The sequence below is a fragment of the Paenibacillus sp. LHD-117 genome, assembly GCF_030929555.1.
In the GTDB taxonomy this organism is placed as follows: Bacteria; Bacillota; Bacilli; order Paenibacillales; family Paenibacillaceae; genus Pristimantibacillus.
Genome location: NZ_JAVFVT010000012.1, coordinates 108121 through 133264, shown reverse-complemented (window position 1 = coordinate 133264; position 25144 = coordinate 108121). Strand labels below are relative to the sequence as shown.

General features: G+C 54.0%; 24 protein-coding genes. 8 read left to right on the top strand and 16 right to left on the bottom strand.

Going from position 1 to position 25144, the window contains the following annotated elements; all coding sequences use genetic code 11:
• Positions 1 to 193: 193 nt before the first annotated feature.
• Complete coding sequence (locus RB620_RS11580) at positions 194 to 1069, top strand: AraC family ligand binding domain-containing protein (RefSeq protein WP_308094461.1); 876 nt, start codon at positions 194 to 196, stop codon at positions 1067 to 1069.
• Positions 1070 to 1140: 71 nt separating this feature from the next.
• Positions 1141 to 2376: an NAD(P)/FAD-dependent oxidoreductase gene (locus RB620_RS11575; protein ID WP_308094459.1), complete on the top strand. Its 1236-nt coding sequence runs from the start codon at positions 1141 to 1143 to the stop codon at positions 2374 to 2376.
• Between the two features lie 75 nt (positions 2377 to 2451).
• On the opposite strand, the gene RB620_RS11570 is transcribed toward RB620_RS11575, so the two are convergent.
• The gene (locus tag RB620_RS11570; RefSeq protein ID WP_308094458.1) at positions 2452 to 3012 is read right to left on the bottom strand and encodes a general stress protein; all 561 of its coding nucleotides are present in this window, start codon (positions 3010 to 3012) and stop codon (positions 2452 to 2454) included.
• Between the two features lie 213 nt (positions 3013 to 3225).
• Between RB620_RS11570 and RB620_RS11565 the strand changes: the two genes are divergently transcribed.
• Entirely contained in the window at positions 3226 to 4440 is a 1215-nt protein-coding gene (locus RB620_RS11565; RefSeq protein ID WP_308094456.1) for a magnesium transporter CorA family protein, read from the top strand.
• Between the two features lie 64 nt (positions 4441 to 4504).
• Here the strand turns inward: RB620_RS11565 and RB620_RS11560 are convergent, their stop codons facing one another.
• A complete protein-coding gene (locus RB620_RS11560; protein WP_308094454.1) occupies positions 4505 to 5479 on the bottom strand; it encodes a Gfo/Idh/MocA family protein in 975 nt (324 codons plus the stop codon).
• Positions 5480 to 5661: 182 nt separating this feature from the next.
• Between RB620_RS11560 and RB620_RS11555 the strand changes: the two genes are divergently transcribed.
• Positions 5662 to 6480 carry a lipase family protein gene (locus RB620_RS11555; RefSeq protein WP_308094453.1) on the top strand — a complete coding sequence of 273 codons (819 nt, stop codon included), beginning with the start codon at positions 5662 to 5664 and terminating at the stop codon, positions 6478 to 6480.
• A 99-nt stretch (positions 6481 to 6579) separates the two neighbouring features.
• Here RB620_RS11555 and trhA read toward each other — a convergent pair whose 3' ends face one another.
• The 8 genes from trhA to RB620_RS11515 form a co-directional block, all read right to left on the bottom strand.
• Positions 6580 to 7224, bottom strand: a complete 645-nt coding sequence (trhA, locus tag RB620_RS11550; RefSeq protein ID WP_308094451.1) for a PAQR family membrane homeostasis protein TrhA — start codon at positions 7222 to 7224, stop codon at positions 6580 to 6582.
• 54 nt (positions 7225 to 7278) lie between these two features.
• The gene (locus tag RB620_RS11545; protein ID WP_308094449.1) at positions 7279 to 7977 is read right to left on the bottom strand and encodes a lipase family protein; all 699 of its coding nucleotides are present in this window, start codon (positions 7975 to 7977) and stop codon (positions 7279 to 7281) included.
• Between the two features lie 62 nt (positions 7978 to 8039).
• On the bottom strand, positions 8040 to 9479 hold the full coding sequence (locus RB620_RS11540) for a glycoside hydrolase family 26 protein (RefSeq protein WP_308094448.1): 1440 nt from the start codon (positions 9477 to 9479) through the stop codon (positions 8040 to 8042).
• 273 nt (positions 9480 to 9752) lie between these two features.
• The gene (locus RB620_RS11535) at positions 9753 to 9953 is read right to left on the bottom strand and encodes a hypothetical protein (protein ID WP_308094446.1); all 201 of its coding nucleotides are present in this window, start codon (positions 9951 to 9953) and stop codon (positions 9753 to 9755) included.
• 32 nt (positions 9954 to 9985) lie between these two features.
• Complete coding sequence (locus tag RB620_RS11530; protein ID WP_308094443.1) at positions 9986 to 11044, bottom strand: TRM11 family SAM-dependent methyltransferase; 1059 nt, start codon at positions 11042 to 11044, stop codon at positions 9986 to 9988.
• Positions 10995 to 11360 carry a LapA family protein gene (locus RB620_RS11525; protein WP_308094442.1) on the bottom strand — a complete coding sequence of 122 codons (366 nt, stop codon included), beginning with the start codon at positions 11358 to 11360 and terminating at the stop codon, positions 10995 to 10997. Before RB620_RS11525 ends, RB620_RS11530 begins: the two co-directional genes overlap by 50 nt.
• Positions 11361 to 11463: 103 nt before the next feature.
• The gene (locus RB620_RS11520) at positions 11464 to 12498 is read right to left on the bottom strand and encodes an NADH:flavin oxidoreductase/NADH oxidase (protein WP_308094440.1); all 1035 of its coding nucleotides are present in this window, start codon (positions 12496 to 12498) and stop codon (positions 11464 to 11466) included.
• 103 nt (positions 12499 to 12601) lie between these two features.
• The gene (locus tag RB620_RS11515; protein WP_308094439.1) at positions 12602 to 13171 is read right to left on the bottom strand and encodes a hypothetical protein; all 570 of its coding nucleotides are present in this window, start codon (positions 13169 to 13171) and stop codon (positions 12602 to 12604) included.
• A gap of 303 nt (positions 13172 to 13474) precedes the next feature.
• Here RB620_RS11515 and RB620_RS11510 point away from each other — a divergent pair, with 303 nt between their 5' ends.
• Positions 13475 to 14509 (top strand): hypothetical protein, encoded by a 1035-nt coding sequence (locus RB620_RS11510; protein ID WP_308094437.1) that lies wholly within the window; start codon positions 13475 to 13477, stop codon positions 14507 to 14509.
• 130 nt (positions 14510 to 14639) lie between these two features.
• Positions 14640 to 14879 (top strand): NHLP leader peptide family RiPP precursor, encoded by a 240-nt coding sequence (locus RB620_RS11505; RefSeq protein ID WP_308094435.1) that lies wholly within the window; start codon positions 14640 to 14642, stop codon positions 14877 to 14879.
• 36 nt (positions 14880 to 14915) lie between these two features.
• On the opposite strand, the gene RB620_RS11500 is transcribed toward RB620_RS11505, so the two are convergent.
• Positions 14916 to 16829: an ATP-binding protein gene (locus RB620_RS11500; RefSeq protein ID WP_308094433.1), complete on the bottom strand. Its 1914-nt coding sequence runs from the start codon at positions 16827 to 16829 to the stop codon at positions 14916 to 14918.
• A gap of 249 nt (positions 16830 to 17078) precedes the next feature.
• Here RB620_RS11500 and mutT point away from each other — a divergent pair, with 249 nt between their 5' ends.
• Positions 17079 to 17516: an 8-oxo-dGTP diphosphatase MutT gene (gene mutT / locus RB620_RS11495; protein ID WP_308094430.1), complete on the top strand. Its 438-nt coding sequence runs from the start codon at positions 17079 to 17081 to the stop codon at positions 17514 to 17516.
• A 499-nt stretch (positions 17517 to 18015) separates the two neighbouring features.
• Here mutT and RB620_RS11490 read toward each other — a convergent pair whose 3' ends face one another.
• Both RB620_RS11490 and RB620_RS11485 read right to left on the bottom strand, forming a co-directional pair.
• Entirely contained in the window at positions 18016 to 19413 is a 1398-nt protein-coding gene (locus RB620_RS11490) for an MFS transporter (protein WP_308094428.1), read from the bottom strand.
• 66 nt (positions 19414 to 19479) lie between these two features.
• Positions 19480 to 20058 carry a TetR/AcrR family transcriptional regulator gene (locus RB620_RS11485; RefSeq protein WP_308094425.1) on the bottom strand — a complete coding sequence of 193 codons (579 nt, stop codon included), beginning with the start codon at positions 20056 to 20058 and terminating at the stop codon, positions 19480 to 19482.
• A 207-nt stretch (positions 20059 to 20265) separates the two neighbouring features.
• Between RB620_RS11485 and RB620_RS11480 the strand changes: the two genes are divergently transcribed.
• A complete protein-coding gene (locus RB620_RS11480) occupies positions 20266 to 22998 on the top strand; it encodes a beta-propeller domain-containing protein (RefSeq protein WP_308094423.1) in 2733 nt (910 codons plus the stop codon).
• 102 nt (positions 22999 to 23100) lie between these two features.
• On the opposite strand, the gene RB620_RS11475 is transcribed toward RB620_RS11480, so the two are convergent.
• Genes RB620_RS11475 through RB620_RS11465 form a run of 3 tightly spaced genes read right to left on the bottom strand, consistent with a single transcriptional unit; the run spans position 23101 to position 25059 of the window.
• Complete coding sequence (locus tag RB620_RS11475; protein ID WP_308094421.1) at positions 23101 to 23814, bottom strand: hypothetical protein; 714 nt, start codon at positions 23812 to 23814, stop codon at positions 23101 to 23103.
• Complete coding sequence (locus tag RB620_RS11470) at positions 23801 to 24694, bottom strand: ATP-binding cassette domain-containing protein (RefSeq protein WP_308094418.1); 894 nt, start codon at positions 24692 to 24694, stop codon at positions 23801 to 23803. The genes RB620_RS11475 and RB620_RS11470 overlap by 14 nt, the downstream gene beginning before the upstream one ends.
• The gene (locus RB620_RS11465; protein ID WP_308094416.1) at positions 24691 to 25059 is read right to left on the bottom strand and encodes a GntR family transcriptional regulator; all 369 of its coding nucleotides are present in this window, start codon (positions 25057 to 25059) and stop codon (positions 24691 to 24693) included. Before RB620_RS11465 ends, RB620_RS11470 begins: the two co-directional genes overlap by 4 nt.
• Positions 25060 to 25144 lie beyond the last annotated feature (85 nt).

Sequence of the window (25144 nt, the reverse complement as noted above, 5' to 3'; positions counted from 1 at the left end):
ACGATCCTTTTGGATTAGAATAAGTTCCTTATCTGACATCAGTATAGTGGATCGGGGCTCAAAACGAAATGGCGCAAAGTGCTAATTATATGGAATTATGTGACTTTATCTATGCTGGATGGACATGCTATGATGAAACGAAAAGACCGTATACACTGTTCCAAACATGACCTAAGAAGCAGGTGTAAAGAACATGCCGCAAGAAACGTATACCGTTGCCTCCAACCCTAGTCCGGTTACCGCTTCAGGCGGGGAAGCCCCGCTCGTTCACGTCCTGTTCTCCGGGGAAAGCCAAACGAAGCCGGGGCACCGGCTCGGTCCCAAAGTCTACGACTTTTACCTGATGCACCTCGTGCTTTCGGGCAGAGGAACATTTATGCTGAACGGATCGAAACATGAGCTAGGCGCCGGCGACACGTTTCTCATTCAGCCCGAGGAGCTCGTCAGCTATGAATCCGACCCGGACGATCCGTGGCGATACCGATGGATCGCGTTCGCCGGCGGCATGGCCGCTGAGCTCGTCTCCGCCGCAGGGTTTCAGCCGGGCTCACCTATCGCTAATTTGCCGGACCGCCGCAGGGCAGCCGTCCTATACAATAACATCTATCGGACATTCCGGAACGCCGGCGCCTCGGCGTCGCTTCAGTCGGCCGGCTGGCTGCAGCTGCTCATGGCGCTTTACCGGGATCATCGGGCGGATAATGCCGAGGATTCGGGAATTCGCCGGCAGGAGAACGAGGATATCCATAGGCAGGTCATTCATTATTTGTCGACGCAATACTCGCATCCGGTGTCGATCGAGCAAATGTCGGAGGCTTTAGGCTACAATCGCGCTTACTTGTCCCGGACATTCAAGCAGCGGGCCGGCATGTCGCCCGTCTCGTTCCTGCTGAAGCTGAGGCTGGACAAGGCGAAGCTCATGCTTCGGGAACGGCCCGAGCTTACGGTCGAGCAAATTTCCGCCTCCGTCGGATTGCAGGACGCGCTTTACTTCTCCAAGCAATTCCGGAAGCAATTCGGCCAATCGCCGACGTCGTACCGCAAAGAGATGTTTGGCGGAGATCACTGACGCACGCATGATGCGCCGCGTTTTCGGAAGGGGCTCTCGTGGGTATACTACCGGAGGAGGTGTTCTCATCCATGAGCGAATTACATATCGGCCGAATGTACTGGCCGACCACAGTCGCCGATGTCCGGAGGTACGCGCCGCTGAGCGGAAATGTCAAAGCCGATGTCGCGATCGTCGGCGGCGGCATGTCGGGCGTGACCTGCGCTCACGAGCTCTCGAGAGCGGGAATGGATGTCGTATTGGCCGAGCGTGGAGAGATTGCGGGCGAGAGCACGACCGCAAGCACGGGACTTCTGCAGTTCTGCAACGATATCATGTTGACCGACCTGTCCAATCAGATCGGCAAGCATCCGGCGCGAATGTTTTATAAGGCTTGCAGGGACGCAATGGAGCAGCTTGCCGCTATCGCGGATTCTTTGCCTTACGAGATTGGCTTCAAGCGGAGAAGCAGCTTGTATTACGCCTCTTCGGAGCAGGACCTCCCCAAGCTGAAGGAAGAATTCGATGCATTGTCCGCATGCGGGCTGGACGTTGCCTACTGGACGGGGGACGACGTTGCGAAGCAGTTCCCCTTCCGCAAGCCGGGCGCCATCCTCACGGGAGGGGATGCGGAGGTGAATCCTTTCCGATTCGTCCATGCGATTGCGGAGAGCGCCTTCGAACAGGGGCTTCGGATCTATGAGGGAACCGATATTACGTCCCGCGAAACGCTCCAAGGCGGCAGCCACCGGCTGCATGCCTCGAGCGGGCATCACATCGATGCCGAGCATGTCGTCTACGCCGTCGGCTACGAACCGGAATCGCTCCGCGGCCGCTTAATCAAGCCGAGCTTCGGACGTACTTTCGTCATCGTGACGGACAAGCAGCGGGATCTAAGCCGATGGCATGACCGCTGCCTGCTGTGGGAGACGGCAAGGCCTTATCTCTACCTCCGAACGACAGATGACGGACGGATCATCGCCGGCGGACTGGACGAAGCGGTTCGGGAGCCGCTTCTTGGCGGACAATCTCGGCAATCTCATAACGAGAAGCTGCTTTCGCGAGTACAAGCGTTGTTTCCCGATCTTCCGCTTACCGCAGACTTTGCGTGGAACGCAACGTTCGGCGAATCGCAAGACAATCTGCCGTTCATCGGCGAAGACCCCGACTGGCCGAACGTCTACTACAGCTTAGGTTATGGAGGGAACGGGACGGTATACAGCATGCTGGCCGCTACGCTCATAGGTCAGTTGATCGATGGTACGGCGGATCGGAATCCGATCAAGGATATCGTCAGCTTGTCCCGGGCGACGTTGAAGGAGCGATAATCTTGAAGGCCGGTTTGGTTAGCTTCCATGGCGGCTATCCAACCGGCCTTATTTTCGGCTCGACGTCAGTATGGATTAGGAGCCGTTCGCGATACGCGATGCGCCGCAGCTGCGGAACACCGCCTCGGCCACGCCGAGCGTGGACAAATCCGGTCCGCCGTCCTTGTCGAGAAGAGACTTGCTCTCCGTCGTCTCAACGATCAAGGCATACGCCCCGCGCTCCACTTCCTGACAGCAAAGCTCCGCTTCCTTGTTGTCGAGTCCCAAGGAACGGAAAGCCCGCTCGTGCTCGTTCCCAATGAAAGCGTAGGAAACCGCGAACGGGAACCCGACGCCCGAAGTCGTTCCCCCTCCGAATCCGGTAAACCCATAGGCTGTTGCGACCGGCGCTTCGCCAATGCCGGACGAGTAGGCCGTGCCGAACGTGCCGGTATGCGTCCGCGCGTCGTACCGCGTCTCTTCCAAATCCCTCATCTCGTCCGCGTGCACATCCGTCTCCGCCTCGATTCGCCTGGAATGCTCGCTGTCCTTGGCCAGTATCATCATCTCTCCCGGCTTGAACCCCGAGTTTTCCAATTGCGTAATGGCGTCGATCACTTGCTGCTGCGATTCGAAAATTCCTATTTTCCTTGCCATGCCAATCCCTCCGTTTTCCTTAGTCTTCAGTTTCTCATAAGCATGGTATGCCCCAATGCCGCTTGCCTCAATCGTGGCCGGCGCGCGCATGCCGACTCCGTATAGGCCGGCAGCAGAGTCCGCCTCTTATCTCCAGTTGTCTAGCAGGCTTGTTCGGGTTATGATGAAAGGTAGCAATTGGATGTAAGGTGATTATTAGGGGGAGAGGAAACGATGATTCGTCATATGCTTCGTTATCCCGCCGGCTGGGAGTGGCATGTGCTGCAGCAAGCTGGCGTGACCGAGCAGCCGCAGAAGTCGCTACCGAGCAGAAAGAATGCCGGACAAGCCCCTCGGACGGTACCGGAGCATCAACCACGCAGAAGCTCCTCAATTCCGGAATCGCCGGCTTCGGCGCCGGAACAAAGGATCGCCGAGCTAAAGGAACAATTCCCCGAATGCGGGCTGTGGATCGACGAGTGCGCGAGCAGGCGGACCAATCATATCAGCGTCGACCATTCCGCCGGAGTCGGTCCCATTTTGTGCGGCACCTTAATGATCCAGATAACAGAAGATCCGTCGGACATAGAGCCATTCCATTTCTGGTTATCCAGGCACAGACTCGTAACGATGCATGGCGATATAAGGCTGCCGCTCAGACTGCAAACCGGCTCCCATACCATCAAATACGACGAATGCAAGCTAGCTCCCGAGGCATTCTTCATTATGATCAGCGTCATCCTGGAAACGTTCCATAGCGGCCTCGACGGCTTCGAAAGCAGGCTTGGGGAATTGGAGCGCACGATGCGCCACCGTAACCGCACGGGCTTGCTCGACGTTATTTTCGACCGGAGATACGACCTCCTTCACTGGAGCCATCTGTTCATCCCGATCAGGGAGGTGCATGGCGCTTCCAAAGAGGCATTCATGGAAGAGCTGGGGGATACGGATGCCTTCAAACGGATCACGCATAAGCTGGAACGCATCGAAACGCTGCTGAAGCATTACGCGCTCGAGATCGATACGCTGATCTCGATGGACGACGCCATCTCCAGCTTCCGGGGCAACGACATTATGAAGACGCTCACGATCTTTACGGTGCTGTTCCTGCCGGCAACGGTCATTGGAGGATTATGGGGCATGAACTTCGACTGGCTGCCTTGGCGCAGGCAACCCTGGGGTTACGGGGCGATGTTGGTCGGAATCTCTGTTATTACGATTGGCATTTACTTATGGTTATGGCGGAAGGGCTGGACCGGAGATTTGCTGGTCAAGAAACGCGACAAACTTCTGCTGCTGGAAAACGAAGCGGATCAGAGCCGAAGCCGCTCCGCGCGGCATGGGGGCAAACGCAAGAAGCCGGACACGGAATCCCGTGCCGGCGCCATGAACGTCACTAGCTTCGACCGTACGAACGAAAATGATCGATCCCGGAGAAATCGAACGTAACGCTATGTTTCCGCGTACGTCGATCGCTCCGGGATTGTTTATTTGGTCGAAGCTTATTTATTTATTAGAGCTCGATTGTAACCGGCAGGCCAGTCCTTGCGGATACATTGGCCGCCATCGTGACCCGATGGGTCATCCAGGCATCCTCGTAGTCGGAGCGGATCCGGGACGTATCGCCCGTTCTAACGGCGTGCAGGAACGCGTCGTTTTCGGCATCGTACGGATTGGTCTTGTTTTTGTATTCCGTCGTCCGTCCCGTCTCCTTGTCGATCAATCCCCCGCTGCTCAGCTCCATGACGCCCGAGCTCGTGTACAGATGCAAGCCGCTGTGGCTGCCCGCCGGAATGGAGCATGTGTTGCTGATCGTTGCGATCGCCCCCGACGCCAGTTTAAGCGTCACGCTGCCGACATCCGGCACGGTCACGCCCTCAGTCGAGCCGGATACAATTCGATCCCCGTATGCCGCGTACACTTCCTTCACTTCGCCTGCCGTATAGCGGAGCAGATCGACGATATGCGTCGTCTGTTCGACGAACTGGCCGCCCGATTCTTGCATGGAGCGCCACCAATAAACGCCCGGCATATCTCCCATCCAATATCCGAGCGCCATGCCGAGCGTCCGATCCCGAAGCAGCTCCTTGGCCCGTTCGGTTCCGTCCATGTAGCGGAAGTGATAACCGACGGACGTAATCAGCGATTTGTCCCGAATCCCGCGCAGCAGCGCGGCCGGAAGCTCCTCGTCGATGCCGATCGGCTTCTCCACCAGAAACGGGATGTCCCGTTCGATCAAAGCGCTTTCAATTTCTCCATGCGCAAACGGCGGCACGCATATGTACACGGCATCGAGCTTGCGTGAATCAAGCATGTCATGGATCGATGCGAAACCTCTTGCATCCTTATGCTGCCTTGCCGCGGCTTCCGCTTTCTCCTGCGTCGTTGCCGTGAACGCCGCGACGTTAACGTCCTCGAGCTTCGCGAGCTTCTCCGCGTGCATTCTGCCGAACCATCCGGTTCCGATCATTCCAATCTGCAATGTCATCCGAGCTTCTCTCCTTCTCCCAGGACAAGTGTAAAAAGAAATACGCCTCGCGCGTGTGACCATTATAAGCGAGACCAAGCTTACTCGTCCAATTGTCTTTTCCGCTGGTACCTATCCGCGAGCGCCTACATACAATGATGCATGAGAGCCGCGCGGGCAGCGGCGCCGCGGGGGGATGACCGATGAACGCAGGAAACAATCCGTACGGAAAAAATCAAAAACCGGATCTGGAAGCCGCCTTGTTCCTGGCCGGCGTATGCGGGCAGACCTATGTCCAATACAATAACAAGGAAGACGGTTTATTCCTTGTTCCGCGTACATACGCATTAACGGGCGAAATCACGGCGAGCGCCTACGACAGCCGTCCCGAGCGGTTCGGCTTCGTCATCCAATCGGAGCAATGCGCCGTCATGGCATTCCGCGGCACAGGCTCCGCGGTGGATTGGGTATCCGACTTCATTGCCCAGCAAACGTTATACCGCCCTGTCCGCAATGCCGGCCAGACGCACAAAGGATTCACGGATATCTATATGTCTGCGCGCGATAACATCTTCGCCTTGTTAGGCCGGCTGCCGGCCGAACTTCCGCTGTTTATTACAGGCCACAGCTTGGGAGGCTCCCTCGCCACTTTGGCCGCCCTCGACATTGCCCGCAACACGCCGTTCAGCTCGCCGATCGTCTATACGTACGGCGCTCCGCGCGTCGGCGATCCGAAGTTTGTCCAAACGTACAATTATTGCGTTCCGACGCATTGGCGATTCCAAAACGAGCACGATATCGTGCCTCATTTGCCGCCGCTCGTCTACCAATCTCCGCGGACGAAACAGACCTATTTCTACCTGCATGTCAAAGGAGAAGTTCCACGTTCGTTCCGAATGGGCTCCGTCTCCGCCAATCATATTCTAGACAGCTACTTCGCGGATCTAGCGAAAGAACAACCTTTGGTTGCCGCATCAATGTGCGCCGAACCTCCGGGCTGGTGCCCCGAAGCGGAGGCGTGAGCCAAGGCCGCTCGCAGCCCCCGCCGAAGCGCGGCCGTCGGCTCGAATTCCGGCGGCGCAGCCAGGAAAACAGCTTGAAAACAAAAAAACAGCCGTCCCTTAGGCCGGCAGCACGTATAGGATGATGGCAAAAAAATGGACGATGGAACCGCCCAGCACGAACATATGCCATACCGCGTGGTGATACGGGAAACTCCGCCACACATAGAACACCGTTCCCACTGTATACAGCAGACCTCCGGTGATCAGCAGCTGCAGGCCTCCCGGTGCCAGATGCGTCACAAGCGGCTTCCAGGCGAAGACGATAATCCAGCCCATGGCGATGTACAGAATCGTGGACGTGAACAAAAACCTGGATGCGAAAAACGCTTTGAACATGGCGCCGACGACAGCCACGCCCCATACAATGCCGAACAAAGCCCATCCTAACGCGCCTTGTACGATGTGGAACAAAATCGGCGTATACGTGCCGGCTATGAATACATAAATAAAGGAATGGTCAAGCGATTCGAATACTTTCTTCGCTTTACCCTGCGGGAAGCTGTGGACAAGCGTGGATGCCAGATAGAGCAGCAGCATCGCAGAGCCATAGATCGTAAAGCTGACGACATGGGTCGCCGTTCCTTTCAAGGAAGCGAATACGATGAGCAGCACCAGGGCCGCTATGCTGAGCAAAGCGCCGATGCCGTGCGTAACGGCGTTGGCAATCTCTTCGCCCTTCGAGAACGTGTGGGTATTGGCCATAACGGAATCAACTCCTGAAGGCGGATATTTTGTCGCTGCCTTCAGTCTAATGGATTAGAGCCAGCCTTTCAACCAAGCGCCTACGCGAGAGATCGTCTTGTCGAGGTTGCAGATGGATTCGGTGTCCACGAATGGTTCCGTATGGCGAAAATAATCAGCATGGCCCCCGATGACCGGAATGCCTTCCACGTATCCTGGGGCGTACTTGTAATGGCTCCACCGCGGAACCGAATTGCCCTTCCGAATCCAACCGCCCCAAGTTCCGATCCGGGTAATCGGATCGTTCTGCTTCCCGAGGCTGTCGACGGAATGGAAATAGCTCACTTTAGCTTGAAGACGAGGATGAATCGGCGTACGGGGCGATCCTACTTGAACGACCCGGAAGTCCCGGATGAGCCCATTCTCCTCGAGCAGCTTGGCTGCCTGGTAAGCAGCCGCACCGCCTCCGCTGTGTCCGATGAGCAGGAAACGGCCGCTTTCGTCTTTGACCGAATCCTTAAGCTGCTCCCAAACCTTGCGGCCGCCGATGCGTCCCGCTTTCATGCGATTCGACAGGTCGGATCTGACTTCCAACACCTGCCTGACCAAGTTTCTGCTGGCATCCCCATACGGGAAGAGAACTTGAATGACAGGATCGATGCCTTCCGATTTCAATTGCGCTTCGAGTTTTTCCTTGCATGCGTTGAAAGCGCAGGTTGTTGTTTTTACGCCGGCCAGCAAATAGACGTTTAGCAAAGATGAGCCCGCCGCCATATCCGAATCCCTCCATGAACAAGATGATGGTCTAACCTCATTATGCGGGGACTCGCCTTATTTCATTCCTCAATCCAGATGTCAGTATCGTCCACTACTGCCTGATATCCGAGCGCCCGAATGGTCTCGAGAACAGCGATGGCTCGAAGCTTCCTCATGACCTGCGCGCCATGCGGATTCGTGTATCCGGCCTTAATCGAACGTTTGACGAGCCGCGCCGTGACCGTGGTTGAATCTTCCCCGATCCTGCGCTCCGCCGACACGATCTCCGAACCGTTCGCATCCTTCGATATCCGGGTAAGCTTGATGCCCAAATAATCGGTGAAGAAGGATTCATCCGCGTATAACACGCCTTTCGATTCGAACAGCTTTCCTCTGAACGTATACGACTCCCGATGCGATTCCCCATGTTGATTGTTACCCTTAACGCCCGCCGCCGACGCGATATGCCCCGCAAAATAGTTCGAGGCCGTTGCCTCCCCGTAAGCGTCCAGCAGCGCTTGCTCTCCCGTAATCGAATAATCGTTCACCCTTCGGGAAGGGTTGAAGGCGGAAATGTTGTTCACATCAAAATAATAAACCGCTTTTACTCTTGGATAGCGGTCTTCCAATGCGCCGTACAGCCGCCTTATCTTTTGGGCCGCGAATCCGATATCCCGCTTGCCGTCCGTCGTCGTATAATGGCTCGCGCCGAACTCGGAGACGGCGATCAGTTTCGTACGGCTGAAACGGTCGTACACCGCGTTCAGCAGATCCAGCGGATCTTCACGGTCCGCAGGGTAACTACGGTCCCCGTTATGGTAACGGACGCTATAGATGTTAACGCCGACCCAATCAACAAGCTCGTCACCCGGATAATAATCCGCCATCGGCTTCTCCGGCATCGCGAGCACGGACCATAACATCGCCGTGTTCGGGGACACTTCTTCAAAAACATCGTGGACGAGACGCCATTTTTCCTTGTAGAGCTCCGGATTGCCGCTATAGGAAGTCCACGTCCCGTTCATCTCCGAGGCGAATCGCAGCAGAATCGGTACATCTGCGTCATGCGCTTGCGCTGCGAACTCGCGCAAGTAGGCATCGTCCCGAACTTCATCCAAGCCGTTGTTCGGCTCCCACGCGATATGCGGGAACGCCCCGGCCGCCGCGACGTCGCGCACCCACTTCACGGGGAAAGGTTGTCCGTAGCCCACGTATTTGAAGAAGGACGCATGATCCCTGCCAGTCAATTGGTTAAAGCGCTCCATGCTTTGGCCGATCGAATCGTCTTGGAGCACGTACGCTCCCAAGTAGGCTCCGGTTTCGGGTTCTAGCTTGGCCCGCTTCACACCGGTAGTTTCCCGCGGGGAATAATGAATGGTCCAATCCCGATCGTGGCTTGCCGCCAAGCTTGCTTGCGAAGAGGATGAGGCTAATGCGCTTTCATATTTGCAGACAAGAATAGACGGCGCAATGACGATCACAGCGCTGAACAGAAGCAGTCCGAATCTCCCTGCCTTCAAGAGACAACATCCTCCCTATGGTATATCGTATTCGCGCCCGCGCCGTATTGTGACTGGACACCGGCCTATTTTCAACAGCATTCGCCAATGATTTCCGAATTATTCCTTTCAGAAGGGTCCGCGGACACAAGGTGAAACGGCTGTCGTCATCCTTTGGCGGCGAAGCGCGTTTCATTCCGAGAAATATAAGCACAGTATAGAGAAAACTTATACTTCCTTATATTTCGAAAAAAAGAACGCCCCCGGCTTCATGCCGGATGGCGTTCCCGTCGGTTACACACCCATTTTCTTGCGTTGGTTGTTAACCTTCTTCGTATTTTGGCTTCTGAGCTCCTGAGTTCCGGTCGAGAAGTTCTTCTGGCCCGGCAGACCCGATTGTCCCTGTTTCTTCTGAGCCAGCAGTTGCTTCGCGCGCTCCGCTTGGGACAGCTTCTTCGGCTGCTCTACGGCTTCGTTCTGTTCATTCGCAGACATAGGTTCACCTCGCTTTTATGCTCCGCATCTTCTTATTCTACTACACTTATAAAGCGCTTGAAAGTGCCTTTGCTTAGCTTAGCTCCGTCTACGACGCGGAAATCGGACGATACGAGCTGGTTGACTATGTTTTCTGTCGTTACGACGACTGCTCTGTCCGCCATACGCCTAAGCGATCGCAACATTGCCAGCTGCTCTTCTGACGGCAGGACCGAACAGAGATTGTACGGCATGTCGAGGATCGCCGCGTCATATCGTTGCGGCGCTTGCAGTTGCAGCATGTCGCCTTTCGTAACGGCTTGGCCGGAATAACCGAAATGCGCCAAGTTCGCTCTGGCGCCTCGTACCGCGAGCGGATTGATCTCGAAGCCTTCCGTGTCGATGCCCATCGACAACGCTTCGATCAGCACCGTTCCCATGCCGCAGCAGGGATCGACCAAGCGGACGCCGCGCGTTTCGGAACCTGCGGCGATATTCACCAGTGCCCGCGCCGCTCGGGTCGGGAGCGCCGTGGAGTAATTTTGCGGCTTGGCCTGGTGGCTTAGCCACGTAGCGTCGTTATCCTCGCAAGGCCCGAACAGCCACTCGCCCTTGAATCTGGCCAATCCGAACCGTCGCTGCGGGCTTCGCATATCCGCCGTGCCCGTCAGATTCGCGCCGACCCGTCTCTCCAGTTCGCGCTTCTCCTTATAGGTATGGCGCTCGTCGCCGTCCGTAAAATACACCTTAAACGTCTGCCCGGACAAATCGTAGCCGTCCAGCTCCTCGATCAATCCTTCCAGCGTCTCGGACCTGAATGCCGCGTCCAGCCTGCGCTTCAGGAACGGGCTTCGGCTAACGCCGACGGCCGGCGTTCCCGGATCCGCAACGAAGGCTGCGATTCCTGCCTCCGTCCGCTTGCGGAATAACGTGCGCAGCTCGAGCCCGCATAGCTCGGCTTCATCCTCGTGGCAGGCATAGGTGTACAGCCGGGTCAGTATTTTTTTATCCTTTGCATGGACCATGTGCGTTTCCTCTTGCTCCGTCATCTGTCGTCTGTCGTCAATCGTTCCTGAGATTCTGATAACCGGCGGCTGCGTTGTCCGCGGCATCCTGCGGTTCCGCCTGCGTCTTCCTTGCGCTCGAGCTCCCGAACGCCGCTTCGAACGGTTCGGCAGCTTCTGTCATCTCGACTACTTTCTTCTCCAACGATTTCACCGTGCGCTGCAGCTTGAATATTCGCAGCATGCCGAACAAGCCTACGGTTAACCCACCGAGCAGCGTAGAGACCAGAATGACCAGAATGAGCGGAGTCGCCGTCTTCGCGAACAGGAAATTCACTTCGACCTGTTCCACGTTAATGACGGCAAATATAGCAATAACGAGCGCGAAGACGAACGCCGAGATTAACATGCCTTGACCTTTCATGAGACATCCCCCTTATGACCAATGACTTTTTGAACAACCTCTTATAGCCATGATTTACCTTAGAGTCTCATAATTGGGCCAATTAGTCTAGTTCCTTCACGGATCAAAAGCCCCGCTCGTACGGAGTCGGCACGGCGGACTTGTAATTGCCGCCGCTTGCCGCGATGGCATGCAGCGCCCAATACGGATCGCGAAGCAGTCCGCGGGCGACGGCGATCAGATCCGCTTTGCCGCTTGCGAGCGCTTCTGCCGCGACTTGCGGATCGTCGAGCATGCCGACCGCGATGACCGGCACGCCAAGCGCTTCCTTTACCGCCTGAGCCGCATGTAACTGGAAGCCCGGCGCGACCTTCGGACGGCGCTCCGGACTTGGATGGCCTTCTCCGCCTGTGGAGATGTGGAGCAAATCGACGCCCGCTTCCAAGTATGCGCGGCACAACTCGATGCCATAATCGATTTCGTATCCGCCTTCCGCGTATTCCAGCGCCGAGATGCGGAACAATAACGGCATTCCTTCCGGCATCCGCTTCTTCACTTCCGCGATGACCTCGCGGCCGAATAAAGTCAGATCCTTGCCGTATTCATCGTCGCGCGTGTTGCTGCGCGGCGAATGGAATTGATGAAGGAGATAACCGTGCGCGCCATGCAGCTCGATCGTGTCGAAGCCCGCTTCGACCGCCCTGCGCGCCGCTTCTCCGAATTTGATCACCATGGCTTTCGTTTCTTCGGTTGTCAGCGCCCTGGGCGTCTTCGATTGACTGTCGAACGGAATCGCGGAAGGCGCCACTGGCGACGGATCATCCGTTGCCTTGCGGCCCGCATGCGCGATCTGAATGCCGATCTTCGCGCCGTTCGCATGAGCCGCGTCGACGATTTGCTTGAATGCGGGAATCTGGTCATCGGACCATAAGCCGAGGCAGCGGTCCGTAATGCGTCCGGCCGGCTCGACGTTCGTCATCTCCATGATAATTAGCCCGACGCCGCCTACCGCGCGCGAGACGTAATGCACGTAATGCCAATCCGTCGGCGTGCCGTCCTTGCCGTGAACCGAATATTGGCACATCGGCGCCATCACGGTGCGGTTGCGAAGCTCCAAGTTTTTGATATTGAAGGACGAGTCCAAACTTGCTCTCTGCATTTTCTTTCCCTCCTAAGTCTCTATGTAGCTTAAACCAGCCTATCGTTAGCATAACACAACCTCGCTTACAAAAAGAAAGAGATCTCATCCAATGAGATCTCTTCTAGGCCGTTTGGAACGTACTTGCCGCGGCTATGCTGTTCTGGCATCCGACGTAGCCGTGCAGATGGCCGTGATACACTAATTCGAGCGCCGGCGTATGCTGCAGGTCGCCGGGCGTAACAAGCAATGGCGATTTGTCGACCAGGTTCATGCCGCTTCGCTGGAACATCGTTGCCACGAACTGCGAGCAGAAGTACGAATATTTGCGTTCCCATTCGATATTGAAGACTACGCCGAGCATGCCCACGAGATTATATTTGTACAAGTCTTGATTCTGTTCGAAGTGCTGGACTTGATTCCTAAGATTCGTATAAACCGAAGCGCTGACCGTACAGCGATATACAGCGCACATCGCGTCCAGGAAAAAATCATCCCGCACGTCTTCCCTCACGAACCCGCCGAAAAACGGATTGTTCGGATTCTTCCTTCCGAAGCTGTACACCTCGTTTAGATCATGGTCGAATGCGATGGACGCGTGGTTAAGCGGATCCTTCGTAAACGTTCGTATAATTCTCGTCAAGACCGTTCCGGTGTCCGTCAGAAGCACGTAAATCTCTTTGTCTCTATTCATTCTTATGACCTCCACATTAAAGAACTATCATCTGGTATTAACTTTAATGCAGGAGAAGGTTCGAATGAACCTTCTGAGGTAATAGACGCTCCCCCGACTTAGGTCTAGTTTCGAAAGATTCTTTCTTAATCACATCCATTTTACTGGATTTTTTACATTTACTCAACAGATACTTGCGTAAGAAAACAGGTAAAATTCCTTCAGCATCTTCCAATTTCTGCAGGCGGTCTAATAAGTCTCGTGATATAGTTATATAGAACCAGATCGAGATTTCGAATTAGTCCGAACGGAGGATGTCGGCAGATGGAGTGGTACGATCGATATAAACCTCAATTAACCCGAGTTTACGGCAATGCTATGGAAGCTATTGCAAGTTTCCCTCCCCCATTGAACGAGACGGGACTCACGTACGCGGCCAAATTCGACCCCGTCGACAAGGATGGCGGCAAGGATTATATCTGCACGCTTCTGCCGTTTTGGATGCAGGATTCGGCCTCGTTATCGGACGAGCAGTGCGGACAACTAGCGCTTGCCAATGTATATGGCATGCTCTACTTTTTTATTCAAGACGATGTGATGGACAGCAATGTTGCAGGAGGCGATTGGAAGATTCAGCTCGCTCTCGGCAACATGCTCCAGCTAGAGATGTTCCGCATTTTCCGTGGACTGTTCCCGTCCGACAGCCCGTTCTGGCGCTATTACGATGGTTACGCCAGAATATGGGCGGACAGCGTCGTGAACGAAGGGCGAGGGAACTACTTCCTGACGAATCCGCTGCTTACAGCCGGCAAGGCCGGACCCGTGAAGATCAGCGTCGTCGGGGCGTTGCTGCTGCATGATTCCCAAGGCGAATTGGGGAAAACGCTTAAAGTAAGTGAATCGACCCTGGCAGAGCGGATCGCAGCCACCGAAGAAGCCGTCGATATCACGCTCATGACGCTTCAGATGCTAGACGACTGGGCCGATTGGGAGGAAGATCTCGCGGACGGTAGCTATAACGGCTTGCTGGCGATGATCGCAGCTGGTATAGATAGCGCCGTTGTTAGCGATTCCACAGCAAGAGACTTCCAACCAGGCTACAATTCTACCGCATTGTCGAAGGAGCGAATCGAAGCGGCCATATACGTACGCGGCTGCATGAAGCCCTACGCCGAAATCGCTGTGCGATATCATGGGCAGCTCCTGGCGAATCCTTTCGCGCCGCCCGATCTGGTTGCATTCAACCTTTACATGCTGGAGAGCCTGCATCGGATCGCAGACCAGCTCGAAGAGCGAAAGCGCAAGCTGCTGGGCGGGGGGATTAATTTGTTGTTTGCTGGCCTTCAACAAGCCCATTAAAGTTAAACTATTGACCCATTCCATATGGACTATGAATATGTAGAATATAGTAAAATAGATGTAGATTTTGTCGAAAAATTCTGATAGACTATTTGTGGAAATCATATACATATCTGAGAGGGTGATTGTTTTGTCAAGCACACAAGATTTGAAAGACCAAATCATCGAAAAAGCATGGACAGATGCGGAGTTCAAAAAACAATTGCTAGCAGATCCAAAATCGGCAATCAGAGACGCATTCGGCGTCGATATCCCTGATGATATCTCGATCGAAGTGCTTGAGGATACGGATAGCAAATATCATTTGGTTCTGCCGCAGAATCCGGCTGATGCGCCGGTTAATGAGGTAGGAGCTCCTAGATGGACTTAATAAAAAAGCCGATGAACCTATTCATCGGCTTTTTTATTATATTTGAAAAGTAATATCTACTTGAGTGCCCACACCTCGCTTACTGTTGAACTTTATTTTTCCTTTCATTGCCTCGATTATTCGGTATGTGACCATCAACCCTAAACCTGTCCCTTTTGATTTTTTGGAGTAATAAGGCTCGCCTAATCTTTTAAGATCAACTTCTTCCATTCCCTCTCCATTGTCTTTTATATTAATAACGATTAATTGATGCTCCGAGTCAAAGTAGCCGGTAATATCTATTCTTCCATTATCTACAAAAGCTTCAATGCTGTTTTTAATAATATTAATAAGAGCTTGTTTAAACTTAGACGAATTCCCTTGGACTACCAGACCATCTTCAACGTTTACATTAATAATCCCGCCTTGCATGGTTGCTAATGGAGCTAGAATCGCTTCTATTTGTTGCATCTCTTCGGCTATATTAAGATGCAACACTTCTCCTAAATCAGGCTTAGCAAACGTCAAAAAATCTGTAATTATTTCAGAAGCTCGATCAAGTTCATCTATTGCCAGGGTTATATAATTCTTATCTTTCTCTAATTCGGCTTTTTTGGTCAATAATTGAAGGAACCCCCTTGTAACTTGTAGAGGATTTCTTACTTCGTGCGCGATAGAAGCTGCTAAATGACTAATCATTTCAATTTTCTCGGATCGCTGTAATTCATTGTTAAATATCTCTATTTGTTTCGAATACTGTACAGCCTGCTCATAGTTTTTTACTATCCTGCGGGCCAATATGATGATTAATGAAGCTAAAAAGAATAATATACTTAGCTTCCAATAAAACATTTTATGCATCCCATTACTTATGAAATACCAAGCCATTTCAGCTAAGCCCACACCTGCAAATATACTGAAACCAGAGACTAAAATTATGGCTTCTCTATTGCCTCTCCGACAATAAGTCACCAATGTCCCTATTAACAATAGATTTCCCACTAAAATAGAGAACCCAAAACCGTAAGTCCCAAAAGTAGAATAAAATTCAGTGACTCCTTTAAAGAAAAATGAAGTAATAAATAAAAGGATACAAATAAACGAGAAATATATTTGCACTCTTTTGAACTTGCGAATCAACCCATATGGACCTGCTCCAAATATTTTATCGAAAAACGTAAAAATGGAAGGTATCAGTAACGCTGATGCAATATCAAAACAATAATATAAAAATGCCCCTTGCTCAAAAAACAGCTTGTCTAAGAATGTCGAGTAACTTAGGATCATTACACCTATTGATAGCATAACGATAGACAATGAATTCCATCCAGGAAGAAACGATTTATGTAAGAAAACAAAGCTAATCATCATTAATATTGAAATAAAGATCAATGATGCTCCTAAAATAACATCGACTAGGTCGCTTATGAAATACTGTTTTTGTACCGAGCTAAACTCATCAATTACTATTTCATGGTGTTGCCCCAGTTTTTCGGCATTTTTCTCTAATTTAATTATGACAAAATCATTTGATTCATTCATAGATAAGGGTACGACTAGCTCATTAAAATCAAATGAATAATTTCTCTTTTGCTCTAGAACAATGCGTGAATCGATATATATTATTATGTTTTTTGCAAACAGTTCTTTCAAATACATCGCCGGCCGCATCTGAGTCAATTCTGGCAGACGGAACTTGATCCAAGCCGAGCTGACGCCTTCGGGCACGTTCGGATACTCCCCGCCCGCTTGAACGGCGAACCAGCCCGCGTCATCCGGAAGCGCGTTCACATCGTAGATTGTAAGCGGCTTGTCCGGCTGCTCCCATAACATCTGCCACTTCGTGATAGTGCTTGCGTTCCCTTTGTTCTCGTTAACCGCAGCCTGAACGGACGACGGCCCAAAAGTAAGCGTCGCCACGAATGCGGCCATTGCTACGATAATCCATAAGTATCTCTTTATCTCCGCCATAACCAACACCTCGAACCGCTTGAATTCATCCAGACGCCTATTTTTCGACAACGTTCGGCAAATTTTACCTATTTCTATTTTCCGCTAAGTTCCAAACAATTACAACTACCAATCGCAAACTATTTTATTAAAATTTAAGCGAAATTTGTCGTTTTTGTCGTCGAAGCTTCGTCTTTGCATGACGGCTTCCCATCACGTATGATGAGGTCATCAAGGACAAAGGTATGATCAGCTATTGGGGGCATTCGGATGAAAAAAATCGTTGTGGCCGGGGCGGTCATCGTAAATAAAAACAAAGAGGTATTATGCGCTCTCCGGTCGGCGGACATGTCGATGCCCGGGTTATGGGAGTTTCCAGGCGGAAAGCTGGAACAAGGAGAGACGGCGGAGGTTTGCCTCGTTCGCGAAATCCAAGAAGAGCTCGGCTGCGTCATTGCCGTTGGCCGGCTTGTAGCGGATATCGTGCACGACTATCCGGCCGTACAAGTCAGGCTGATTACGCATATGGCGATCGTCACGTCGGGCGTACCCTCGCCTCGCGAACACGAGAAGCTGGTTTGGCTGCCGGCGCATCATTTAAACAGCCTGGATTGGTCGCCCGCCGACTTGCCTACCGTGGACAGACTCATTCGGGATTTTGACGACTTAGCTGCTAATCTTTCGGCGCTGGGTAAAGCTCGCAACTAAACGACTCCCATTCGGAAGCAACCCCGCGAACAAAGCAAAGATACAGAGTGCAATGCCCAATTAAACCGAAGAATAATCAACGAACGAACAACAGAGTAAAAGCGTGGCAGCGTGCTTACTAAATGATTCGAGCGCTAACGGATCAGGAAGACCTTATTCCGCCGAAAATCGACCCGTTTCAATTGTAACGGATCGAGATGACCTTATTCTCTCCATATTCGCCTTCAAACCCGGAAATGGACGCGAATAGCGTCCTCTAGATCCGTTAGAATACAAATGGGCCGCTTTTCATCAAGATAAGGTCTTCCTGATCCGTTAGGAGCTTAGCAAGGATCGTCGGGTCCGTTAGCTTAGCGAGGGTCGTCGATAAAGTAACGTTGTCTGCGAATAAGGCCAGTCGTAAAAAAACGGCGATCGGAAACCGCTCGCCATAGCCGGTCTCCGATTGCCGTTATTCATATCCTTCCACTACGCCCGGACGTGCACGATTCCATTCGAGTTATCGCTTGACCGCCACGACCGTTTCGAGCTTCCGAGGCGCGAACCGCATCCGGTACACCAACAAGATGAGGATATGCAGTCCCGCCAAGACGAGATACAGATTGCTGAACGTGGCGCTGGACGGGAACGCGTTAAGCGGATTCCACGTAATGGACGTGCCCGATATGGCAAGTACGCCATAGACGCCCGCCGCTATGCCTTGCGAGATGAAGTTGATCATGGAGAACAAACCCATGCCCACCCCCGCCTGATCCTTCGGCAGCGTACGCGAGACGGCGTTCGACATCGCGATTTGGACGAAGGACTGCCCCACGTTCCCGAAGATAAGGAAAACCGAGATCCATGGCGCCGCGACGCCGGCGAAGATCGACAGCAGCAGGAAACATACGATTAATAGGCAGGAAGCGATCGATAGCAAATATGCGTTGCCGCGGCGATCCGATAGCTTCCCTCCTTTCCGTCCGAGAATCGAAGATGCGATCGCGGCCGGTACCATCGCGAGTCCGATCCATCCCGCTTCGAGATGGTAGACGTTCGACAGCAGGATCGGCGTAAGGAAGTACAACGAGATCCCGAAGCAGCTGATCAGAAATGAGAGCACTAGCATGACGGTGTACTCCCTGTTACGGAACAATCGGGGCTGGACGAACGGGTCACCGGATTTGATAGTGCGAATCCGCCAGACGAACAGGATCAGAGCCGCCACCCCGGCCGCTCCGTAAACCCACGACCGCTGCGTGACTCCCAGCAAGATCGCGGCGGACGATGCTGCCAGCAGCAGCCCGCCCAGCCAGTCGAATTTCCGTATTTCCCCAAGCGGCTCATCTTTCAAATGTTTGCGGAAGAGCGGAATAAGCGCGATCATGAGCAGCGACGGAACAAACAGCCATCGCCAGCCCGCAACGCTCGCCAGCAACGCCGCGACGACCGGCCCGAGTGCACCTCCGAGCGCGATCCCGACGGCCGTCATGCTGATGGCGGAACCTCGTTTCTCCGCGGGGAAATACCGGATCGGAATCATCAAGGCCATCGCCGGAACCGCCGCGGCACCCGCGGATTGCAGGCATCGCCCGACGAGCGCCATCGCGAACGATTGAGACAAAAATCCGAGCAGAGAGCCCGCGGCGAAGAGCGTCAGGCCGAACGTCAGCAAGCTTTTTAACTGGAATCGGTCGGCCAGCTTGCCGTACGTCACGGTTCCGAAAGCGTAGATTAATGTATACGCGGTAGACAGCCAACTGACTTCGGGCAACGACAGCCGGAATTCCTCGCCGATTTGCGGCAGCACGATATTAAACATTAAGGCGCTCATCGACGAAATCATGACGGTGAACAGCATGAAGCGCATGAGGATGTTGCCTTGGCGTTCCGTGGTTTCGGAAGATGGGTTACTCATGGTCTCATTTCTCCTCGCATTTAAATTTGTTTGCAAGTACTTACTTGCATATTACTTTCAAAAAAACTAGGGCGTTAAAGCCCTAGCAAACATCCGCACGCTTTCCTCGATAAAAACGTCCAACTCCACGGTCAACAAGTTCGAGTTAAACGCTCCATGATTCATCCACATAAAAGACAGCGCCTGCACCTCCGGATTGGCTGAAGGCAGCACCTTCCCTTGACTCGCCATCCCGGCCAAATAATCCGTTAACAGCTTCTTCAGCTGCTGGGGGTGACGGGCCGCTTCCTGGTATACTTCCTCCGGCAGCTGGCTCTTCCCTCGCTGGATGATCATGAACAGCTTCCGGTTCCGGTTCATGAGCTTATGATAGGTTCGGCTGATCAGAAGCAGATCGCCATGCAGCTCGCCTTGAAGCGATTCCCGGAACAGCTTCGTCATCTCGTCGGCATAATGGAATCGGCTGAAGGCCGCCTCCACCAGCTTCTCCTTCGTGCCGAAATGGCGGAACAACGTCACTTCGTTCACGCCTGCCCCGAGCGCGATCTCTTTGGTCGTCGTTGCGGCATATCCCTTCTCCGACATCAAGTCGATCGCCGCCAGCAGCAATTTATCTTTGGTGCCGAGAGTATTCGTTTCGCTCATTTGCTCACCTTCTTTGCATGCAAGTACTCACTTACATTTGTAAGCATATGTCATTCGCCGGCTTTTGTCAACGATATCTGGTTAGAATGTGCCATTGCCCGCAACTTATTCCAATAGCCGCTCGTCAAATGAGTACACGACACGCATCATTATCGCGATGAAATGAAGGGGTTCAGAACAAACAATCGAATAAAGGAGGCAAAAGTCATGAAGAGGAAGGCTACGATTGCGGCAGTTTTGGCTCTGCTGCTATGCCTGGCGCCCTTCGCGGGCGGGGCGTTCAAGCAAGAAGTGATCGCCCAAGGCGAGATCGGAGTCACGGTGCAAGGCAAACCTCTGAAGCTGGCGACGCCGGCTTACATCAAAAGCGGATCGACGTTGATCCCGCTTAGGGAAATTGCCGAAGCGCTTGGAGCAACCGTCACCTATAACGAAACGGACGGCGGATTGAAGACGGTAACATTAGAGAGAAACGGCCGTACGGCGCTGCTAACGATCGGTTCGGCGACGATGACGGCGAACGGCAAGACGGTTAAGCTTCCGCTTGCCCCCCGCGTCGAGAACAGCATTACGATGGTTCCGCTTCGCGCGTTGTCCGAAGCGCTCGGCACGGTCGTTGCATGGGACGGAGCGGAGAGGATCGTCACGATCGACGAACCGAAGCAGCTGCCTAAGGTCGGCACGGCCAAGAAGCTGATGGAGCTTATCCAAGCAGCGGTTAAGTATCAGAATAAAGGCATCATTCACTTGACGGGCCAGGCGGAAACCGCGACGGCGGCTTCGGACGGAGGTTCGGCGCCGAGCTTGAACGAGGGCGGCGCGGTTGTGGTCGACCAGAGCGGCGGCAGGGGCGAGAGCGAAGCCGACGCCGGCGACGATCATTCCGCGACGAACGTGCAGGTCGAAGGCGTCGATGAAGCCGACTGGGCGAAGACGGACGGCGACTTCGTCTATCAGATCAGCGGCAATCGGGTCATCATTACCGACATCTCAAATCCGGCACAGCCGAAGCTTGCGGCCGTGATGGAATATACCGAGAAAGACGGCTTTTACCCGCAAGAGCTTTACGTGGATGACCGTCAGCTGCTTGTCATCGGCCAGCAAAATCTATACGAACCGGCACCGCCCGTTACGCATAATCCCGGCGCCGAAGGCGCGCCGGTCGATTCGGGCGGCGTCGCCGAGAGACCGACCGTCGACGGAGCATCCGGTTCGGGGGACGACGGTATCGCCAGCTCCGGAAGCGCAGGCGCAACCAGCCCTGGCAGCTCGGGTGCGGGCGCGACATCGGCAAGTCCCGGCTCGGCTCCATCCTCGGGAAGCGGCGGCGGCTCGCAGCCGAACCCGGGCGTCGAGACGGCTCCGGATCCCGGGATCGATCCCGACATTCTGATCGATCCGATTCCGGATGACAAGTTCATCTCCATCTACCCGCCCATGTATTCGCGGAGCACGGTGAAGACGTTCGTCTATCAGCTAAGCGAGTCCGGCAAACCCGAGCTTACCCGCGAATTGTCGCAGGAGGGCAGCTACGTGTCCTCGCGGAAGATCGGGGACGCGCTGTACGTGGTCACGAACAAGTACAACAATATTTATCCGATGTACGATACGTTGACGTCCAAGAAAAGCTCGGCGAAGGACGAAGCCATGGCGAGGGAAGAGATCGCCGCAGCGGTCGAACCCGTCTACGGCGACTCAGCGGTATCGGATAAACTTCAGACGCTCTCGCTTGACGAAGTCCGCTACTTCCCGAATCCGACCGACAACAGCATGATGCTGGTCGGCGCGGTCGATTTGAGCCAGCCGAACCAAGCGTTGCAAATGTCCGCGTACCTTGGTTCAGGCAGCACCGTCTACGCGTCCGAAAAACATCTGTATGTCGCGATCGGCAAGTACGAAATGAACGGCGATGAATACAAACAACAAACCGTGTTCCATAAGTTCCGGCTGGATCAAGGCCAAGTCGTCTATATCGGTGAAGGTTCCGTTCCTGGAAATCTGCTGAACCAGTTTTCGATGGATGAGCACGAGGGTTACTTCCGGGTCGCGCTTACGAACGGTGACATGTGGGCAAGCGGCGCGCAAGGCTCCACGAACAACGTTTATGTGCTCGACGAGAAGCTGTCGGTCGCCGGCAAGCTGGAGGGCCTCGCGCCCGGCGAGCGGATTTACTCCGTACGCTTCATGGGAGACCGCGCCTACATGGTCACCTTCCGCAACGTCGATCCGCTGTTCGTTATCGATCTGAGCCATCCGGCGAATCCTTCGGTTCTTGGCCAGCTCAAGATTCCGGGCTACAGCGACTACCTGCATCCGTACGACGAGAACCATATTATCGGCTTCGGCAAGGAGACCGTCGAGGTTCCGTCGAAGGGCATGGGTCCGGACGAGACGATGGCGTTCTATCAAGGCATGAAAATCGCGATGTTCGACGTGACCGACGTGACCCAGCCGAAGGAATTGTTCAAGGAAGTGATCGGCGACCGCGGCACCGGCTCCGAGCTGCTCTATAATCACAAGGCTCTGCTCTTCTCCAAAGCCAAAGGCCTAATGGCGTTTCCGGTCGAGCTGTACGAAATCAAAAACAAAGATTCGCTTAAGCCCGGGGAGTTCCCGGCCTACGGCGAATTCGTCTACCAAGGCGCGTACGTGTACGGCATCGATCTGCAGAACGGCTTCCAACTGAAGGGCCGCATCAGCCACCTGTCCGAGGACGATCTGAAGAAAAGCGGGCAATACGGCTACGATTACAACAAAACGGTTCGCCGCATTCTCTACTCCGGAGACACTCTCTACACGCTGTCGGATTCGATGCTCAAAGCAAACGGCCTAACCGACCTGAACGAACGCGGCACGCTCGTTTACCCTCCGCTTCCTCAGCCGCAATGGGGCGGCAAAGGCGAGATCGACATGATGCCGTTGCCGGCCGTCATCGAATAACGTAAAGGGATTGCTCCTCCAAGATAATCAATCTTGGAGGGAGCAGCCCCTTTTTTTGGAGATAAACTTACGATTCCTTCGTTCTTCTCAAGCATCCCCTCGCTACATCGTCATCTTCCGTTTCACCGCCGCCTTGCGCAGGAAGGAGTGGTTAAGCCAAATGAGCGCCGCGCATAATACGAGCAGCAGGATCAGGTTAATCGCCGTATTGGCTGCTCCGCTCGCCAACAGCTCCAAGCCCGTGATATAGTCCAACGCGAGCATGAAAGCAACGGACAGCCAGCAGACGAGCAGCCCCTTCACCCAGTGGAACCGGTAAAACCCGGATCCGATCAACCAACCCCCGCAGAAGTAACCGAAGAAAACGAGCAGGGTCGTCAATCCCTCTACCGCCAGGTCGGGGTGATCCAGCGTTCTCGCGGCGCCGCTCATGTCGACGATATATCGTTCGACGGGAAACCCGATCAGGTTGATCGCCGCGCAAATAAGCGACATTACCGCCATAAATAGTAGGCTTCCCTTGACGAAGCTTCTCCGCGTCAATCCGTTCGATACGAAGCTGCTGAACGAGCCTACCGTCAGCAAGATGCCGAGCACGAGCAGGAAGATTCTCGGCGAGATCGAAGCCCCTGCCCAAATGCTGCCCGATTCCCTGACTTCGTCGTTCGGAATTACGCACCTCATGAACAGTTCGTTGATCGTCACGTAGATTCCCGTAAAGATGATCCAATACCAAAGCAGCACATGCTTGTAAGCTGACCATAAGTGAAGGGCCACGTTCATGGCGGGGCTCCTCTTTCCTTTATTCGCGTTCATCGCTAGCCATCCCCTTCCTAGTCAAGTGGACGAACAAATCCTGCAGCGACACGGGACCGATCTCGAGGCCGTCCGCCGCCGCCCGCTTCAGCCGTTCCGCGCCCAGCTCGCCGAATACGGTAATCGATTTGGTGCCGCCCAGCTTCTGCTCGCTGAGCACCGTTAACCCTTCCGCGAATTCACTTACGAGCGCCGCGGGTCCGGTTATCGCGGCGCCGCGCGTTCGCAGCGACTCCGCCTCCTCGCGGAGCACAAGCTTCCCTTTGTCCAGGATGAGTACTTCCTCGAACAAATTGCCGACTTCCTCGATCAGATGGGTGGACAAAATAAATGTTCTCGGATGCTCCATATAATCTTTGAGCAGCTCGTGATAGAAGAAATAACGCGAAGGAGCGTCCATGCCGAGATACGCTTCGTCGAAGATCGTCACCGGGGCGCGGGAAGCGAGCCCGATCGTGACGCCGAGCGCCGACTTCATGCCGCGCGAAAGTGCCATGACCCGCTTCTTCTCCGGCAATTCGAACTGCTTGATCAGCCGGTCCGCGTACTTCGTGTCCCAATTCGGCCAGCAGCTTGCCGCAAGCTTAAGCGCGTCGCGGACGCGGAAGCCGTCTGACATGTGGCCGTTCTCTTGAATGAAACAAACTTGGTTCACGATGCGCTCGTTCTCGTAAGGAGCCTCGCCGTCAATGCGAACCTCTCCCTCGGTCTGCAGTTGGAACGACGCCAGAATCGAGAGCAAGCTGGTTTTCCCGGAGCCGTTGCGGCCCAGCAGCCCGAAAATTTTGCCGCCTTCCAGCCGGAAGGAAACGTCTTCGAGCGCCGTCGATGTTTTATCGTACTTCAGCCCAAGCCGGTTTACCTCAATGGTTAACGTCATGCCTCATCCCCTCCGTTCAGCTTCTCCAGCCTGCTCACGATATCCGCCACCGGAATGCCGATCTGCTTCGCCTCCGCCGCCATCTTATCCACCACTTCCTCGAAAAACCGTTCCCTGCGCTGCTCCAGCAGCTGCTGCCGGGCGTTCGGGCTCACGAACATGCCAATCCCTCTCTTCTTGTACAAAATGCCTTCGTCCGTCAGCAGCTGGAACCCTTTGGCCGCCGTTGCCGGATTGATGCGGTAGAATGCCGCGTATTGATTGGTCGACATCACTTGCTCTTCTTCCTTCAGCGCGCCGCTTACGATATCGTTTTTTATGCCGTCTGCTATCTGTTGGTAAATCGGACTGCGGTCATCGAACACGCCATCACCTCATTACTTATATGGTTCATTACTTATGTAACTAACCATATAACGTTGCGAAACAGAAGTCAATAGGCGGTTCTCG

Coding starts and splice junctions, on each gene's coding strand:
- mutT (WP_308094430.1), top strand. CDS start 17,079: ATGAAAAAAATCGTTGTGGCCGGGGCGGTCATCGTAAATAAAAACAAA.
- RB620_RS11535 (WP_308094446.1), bottom strand. CDS start 9,953: ATGTCTGCGAATGAACAGAACGAAGCCGTAGAGCAGCCGAAGAAGCTG.
- RB620_RS11490 (WP_308094428.1), bottom strand. CDS start 19,413: ATGAGTAACCCATCTTCCGAAACCACGGAACGCCAAGGCAACATCCTC.
- RB620_RS11515 (WP_308094439.1), bottom strand. CDS start 13,171: ATGAATAGAGACAAAGAGATTTACGTGCTTCTGACGGACACCGGAACG.
- RB620_RS11525 (WP_308094442.1), bottom strand. CDS start 11,360: ATGAAAGGTCAAGGCATGTTAATCTCGGCGTTCGTCTTCGCGCTCGTT.
- RB620_RS11560 (WP_308094454.1), bottom strand. CDS start 5,479: ATGACATTGCAGATTGGAATGATCGGAACCGGATGGTTCGGCAGAATG.
- RB620_RS11575 (WP_308094459.1), top strand. CDS start 1,141: ATGAGCGAATTACATATCGGCCGAATGTACTGGCCGACCACAGTCGCC.
- RB620_RS11500 (WP_308094433.1), bottom strand. CDS start 16,829: ATGGCGGAGATAAAGAGATACTTATGGATTATCGTAGCAATGGCCGCA.
- RB620_RS11565 (WP_308094456.1), top strand. CDS start 3,226: ATGATTCGTCATATGCTTCGTTATCCCGCCGGCTGGGAGTGGCATGTG.
- trhA (WP_308094451.1), bottom strand. CDS start 7,224: ATGGCCAATACCCACACGTTCTCGAAGGGCGAAGAGATTGCCAACGCC.
- RB620_RS11545 (WP_308094449.1), bottom strand. CDS start 7,977: ATGGCGGCGGGCTCATCTTTGCTAAACGTCTATTTGCTGGCCGGCGTA.
- RB620_RS11475 (WP_308094421.1), bottom strand. CDS start 23,814: ATGAACGCGAATAAAGGAAAGAGGAGCCCCGCCATGAACGTGGCCCTT.
- RB620_RS11555 (WP_308094453.1), top strand. CDS start 5,662: ATGAACGCAGGAAACAATCCGTACGGAAAAAATCAAAAACCGGATCTG.
- RB620_RS11485 (WP_308094425.1), bottom strand. CDS start 20,058: ATGAGCGAAACGAATACTCTCGGCACCAAAGATAAATTGCTGCTGGCG.
- RB620_RS11570 (WP_308094458.1), bottom strand. CDS start 3,012: ATGGCAAGGAAAATAGGAATTTTCGAATCGCAGCAGCAAGTGATCGAC.
- RB620_RS11580 (WP_308094461.1), top strand. CDS start 194: ATGCCGCAAGAAACGTATACCGTTGCCTCCAACCCTAGTCCGGTTACC.
- RB620_RS11480 (WP_308094423.1), top strand. CDS start 20,266: ATGAAGAGGAAGGCTACGATTGCGGCAGTTTTGGCTCTGCTGCTATGC.
- RB620_RS11510 (WP_308094437.1), top strand. CDS start 13,475: ATGGAGTGGTACGATCGATATAAACCTCAATTAACCCGAGTTTACGGC.
- RB620_RS11470 (WP_308094418.1), bottom strand. CDS start 24,694: ATGACGTTAACCATTGAGGTAAACCGGCTTGGGCTGAAGTACGATAAA.
- RB620_RS11530 (WP_308094443.1), bottom strand. CDS start 11,044: ATGCCGCGGACAACGCAGCCGCCGGTTATCAGAATCTCAGGAACGATT.
- RB620_RS11520 (WP_308094440.1), bottom strand. CDS start 12,498: ATGCAGAGAGCAAGTTTGGACTCGTCCTTCAATATCAAAAACTTGGAG.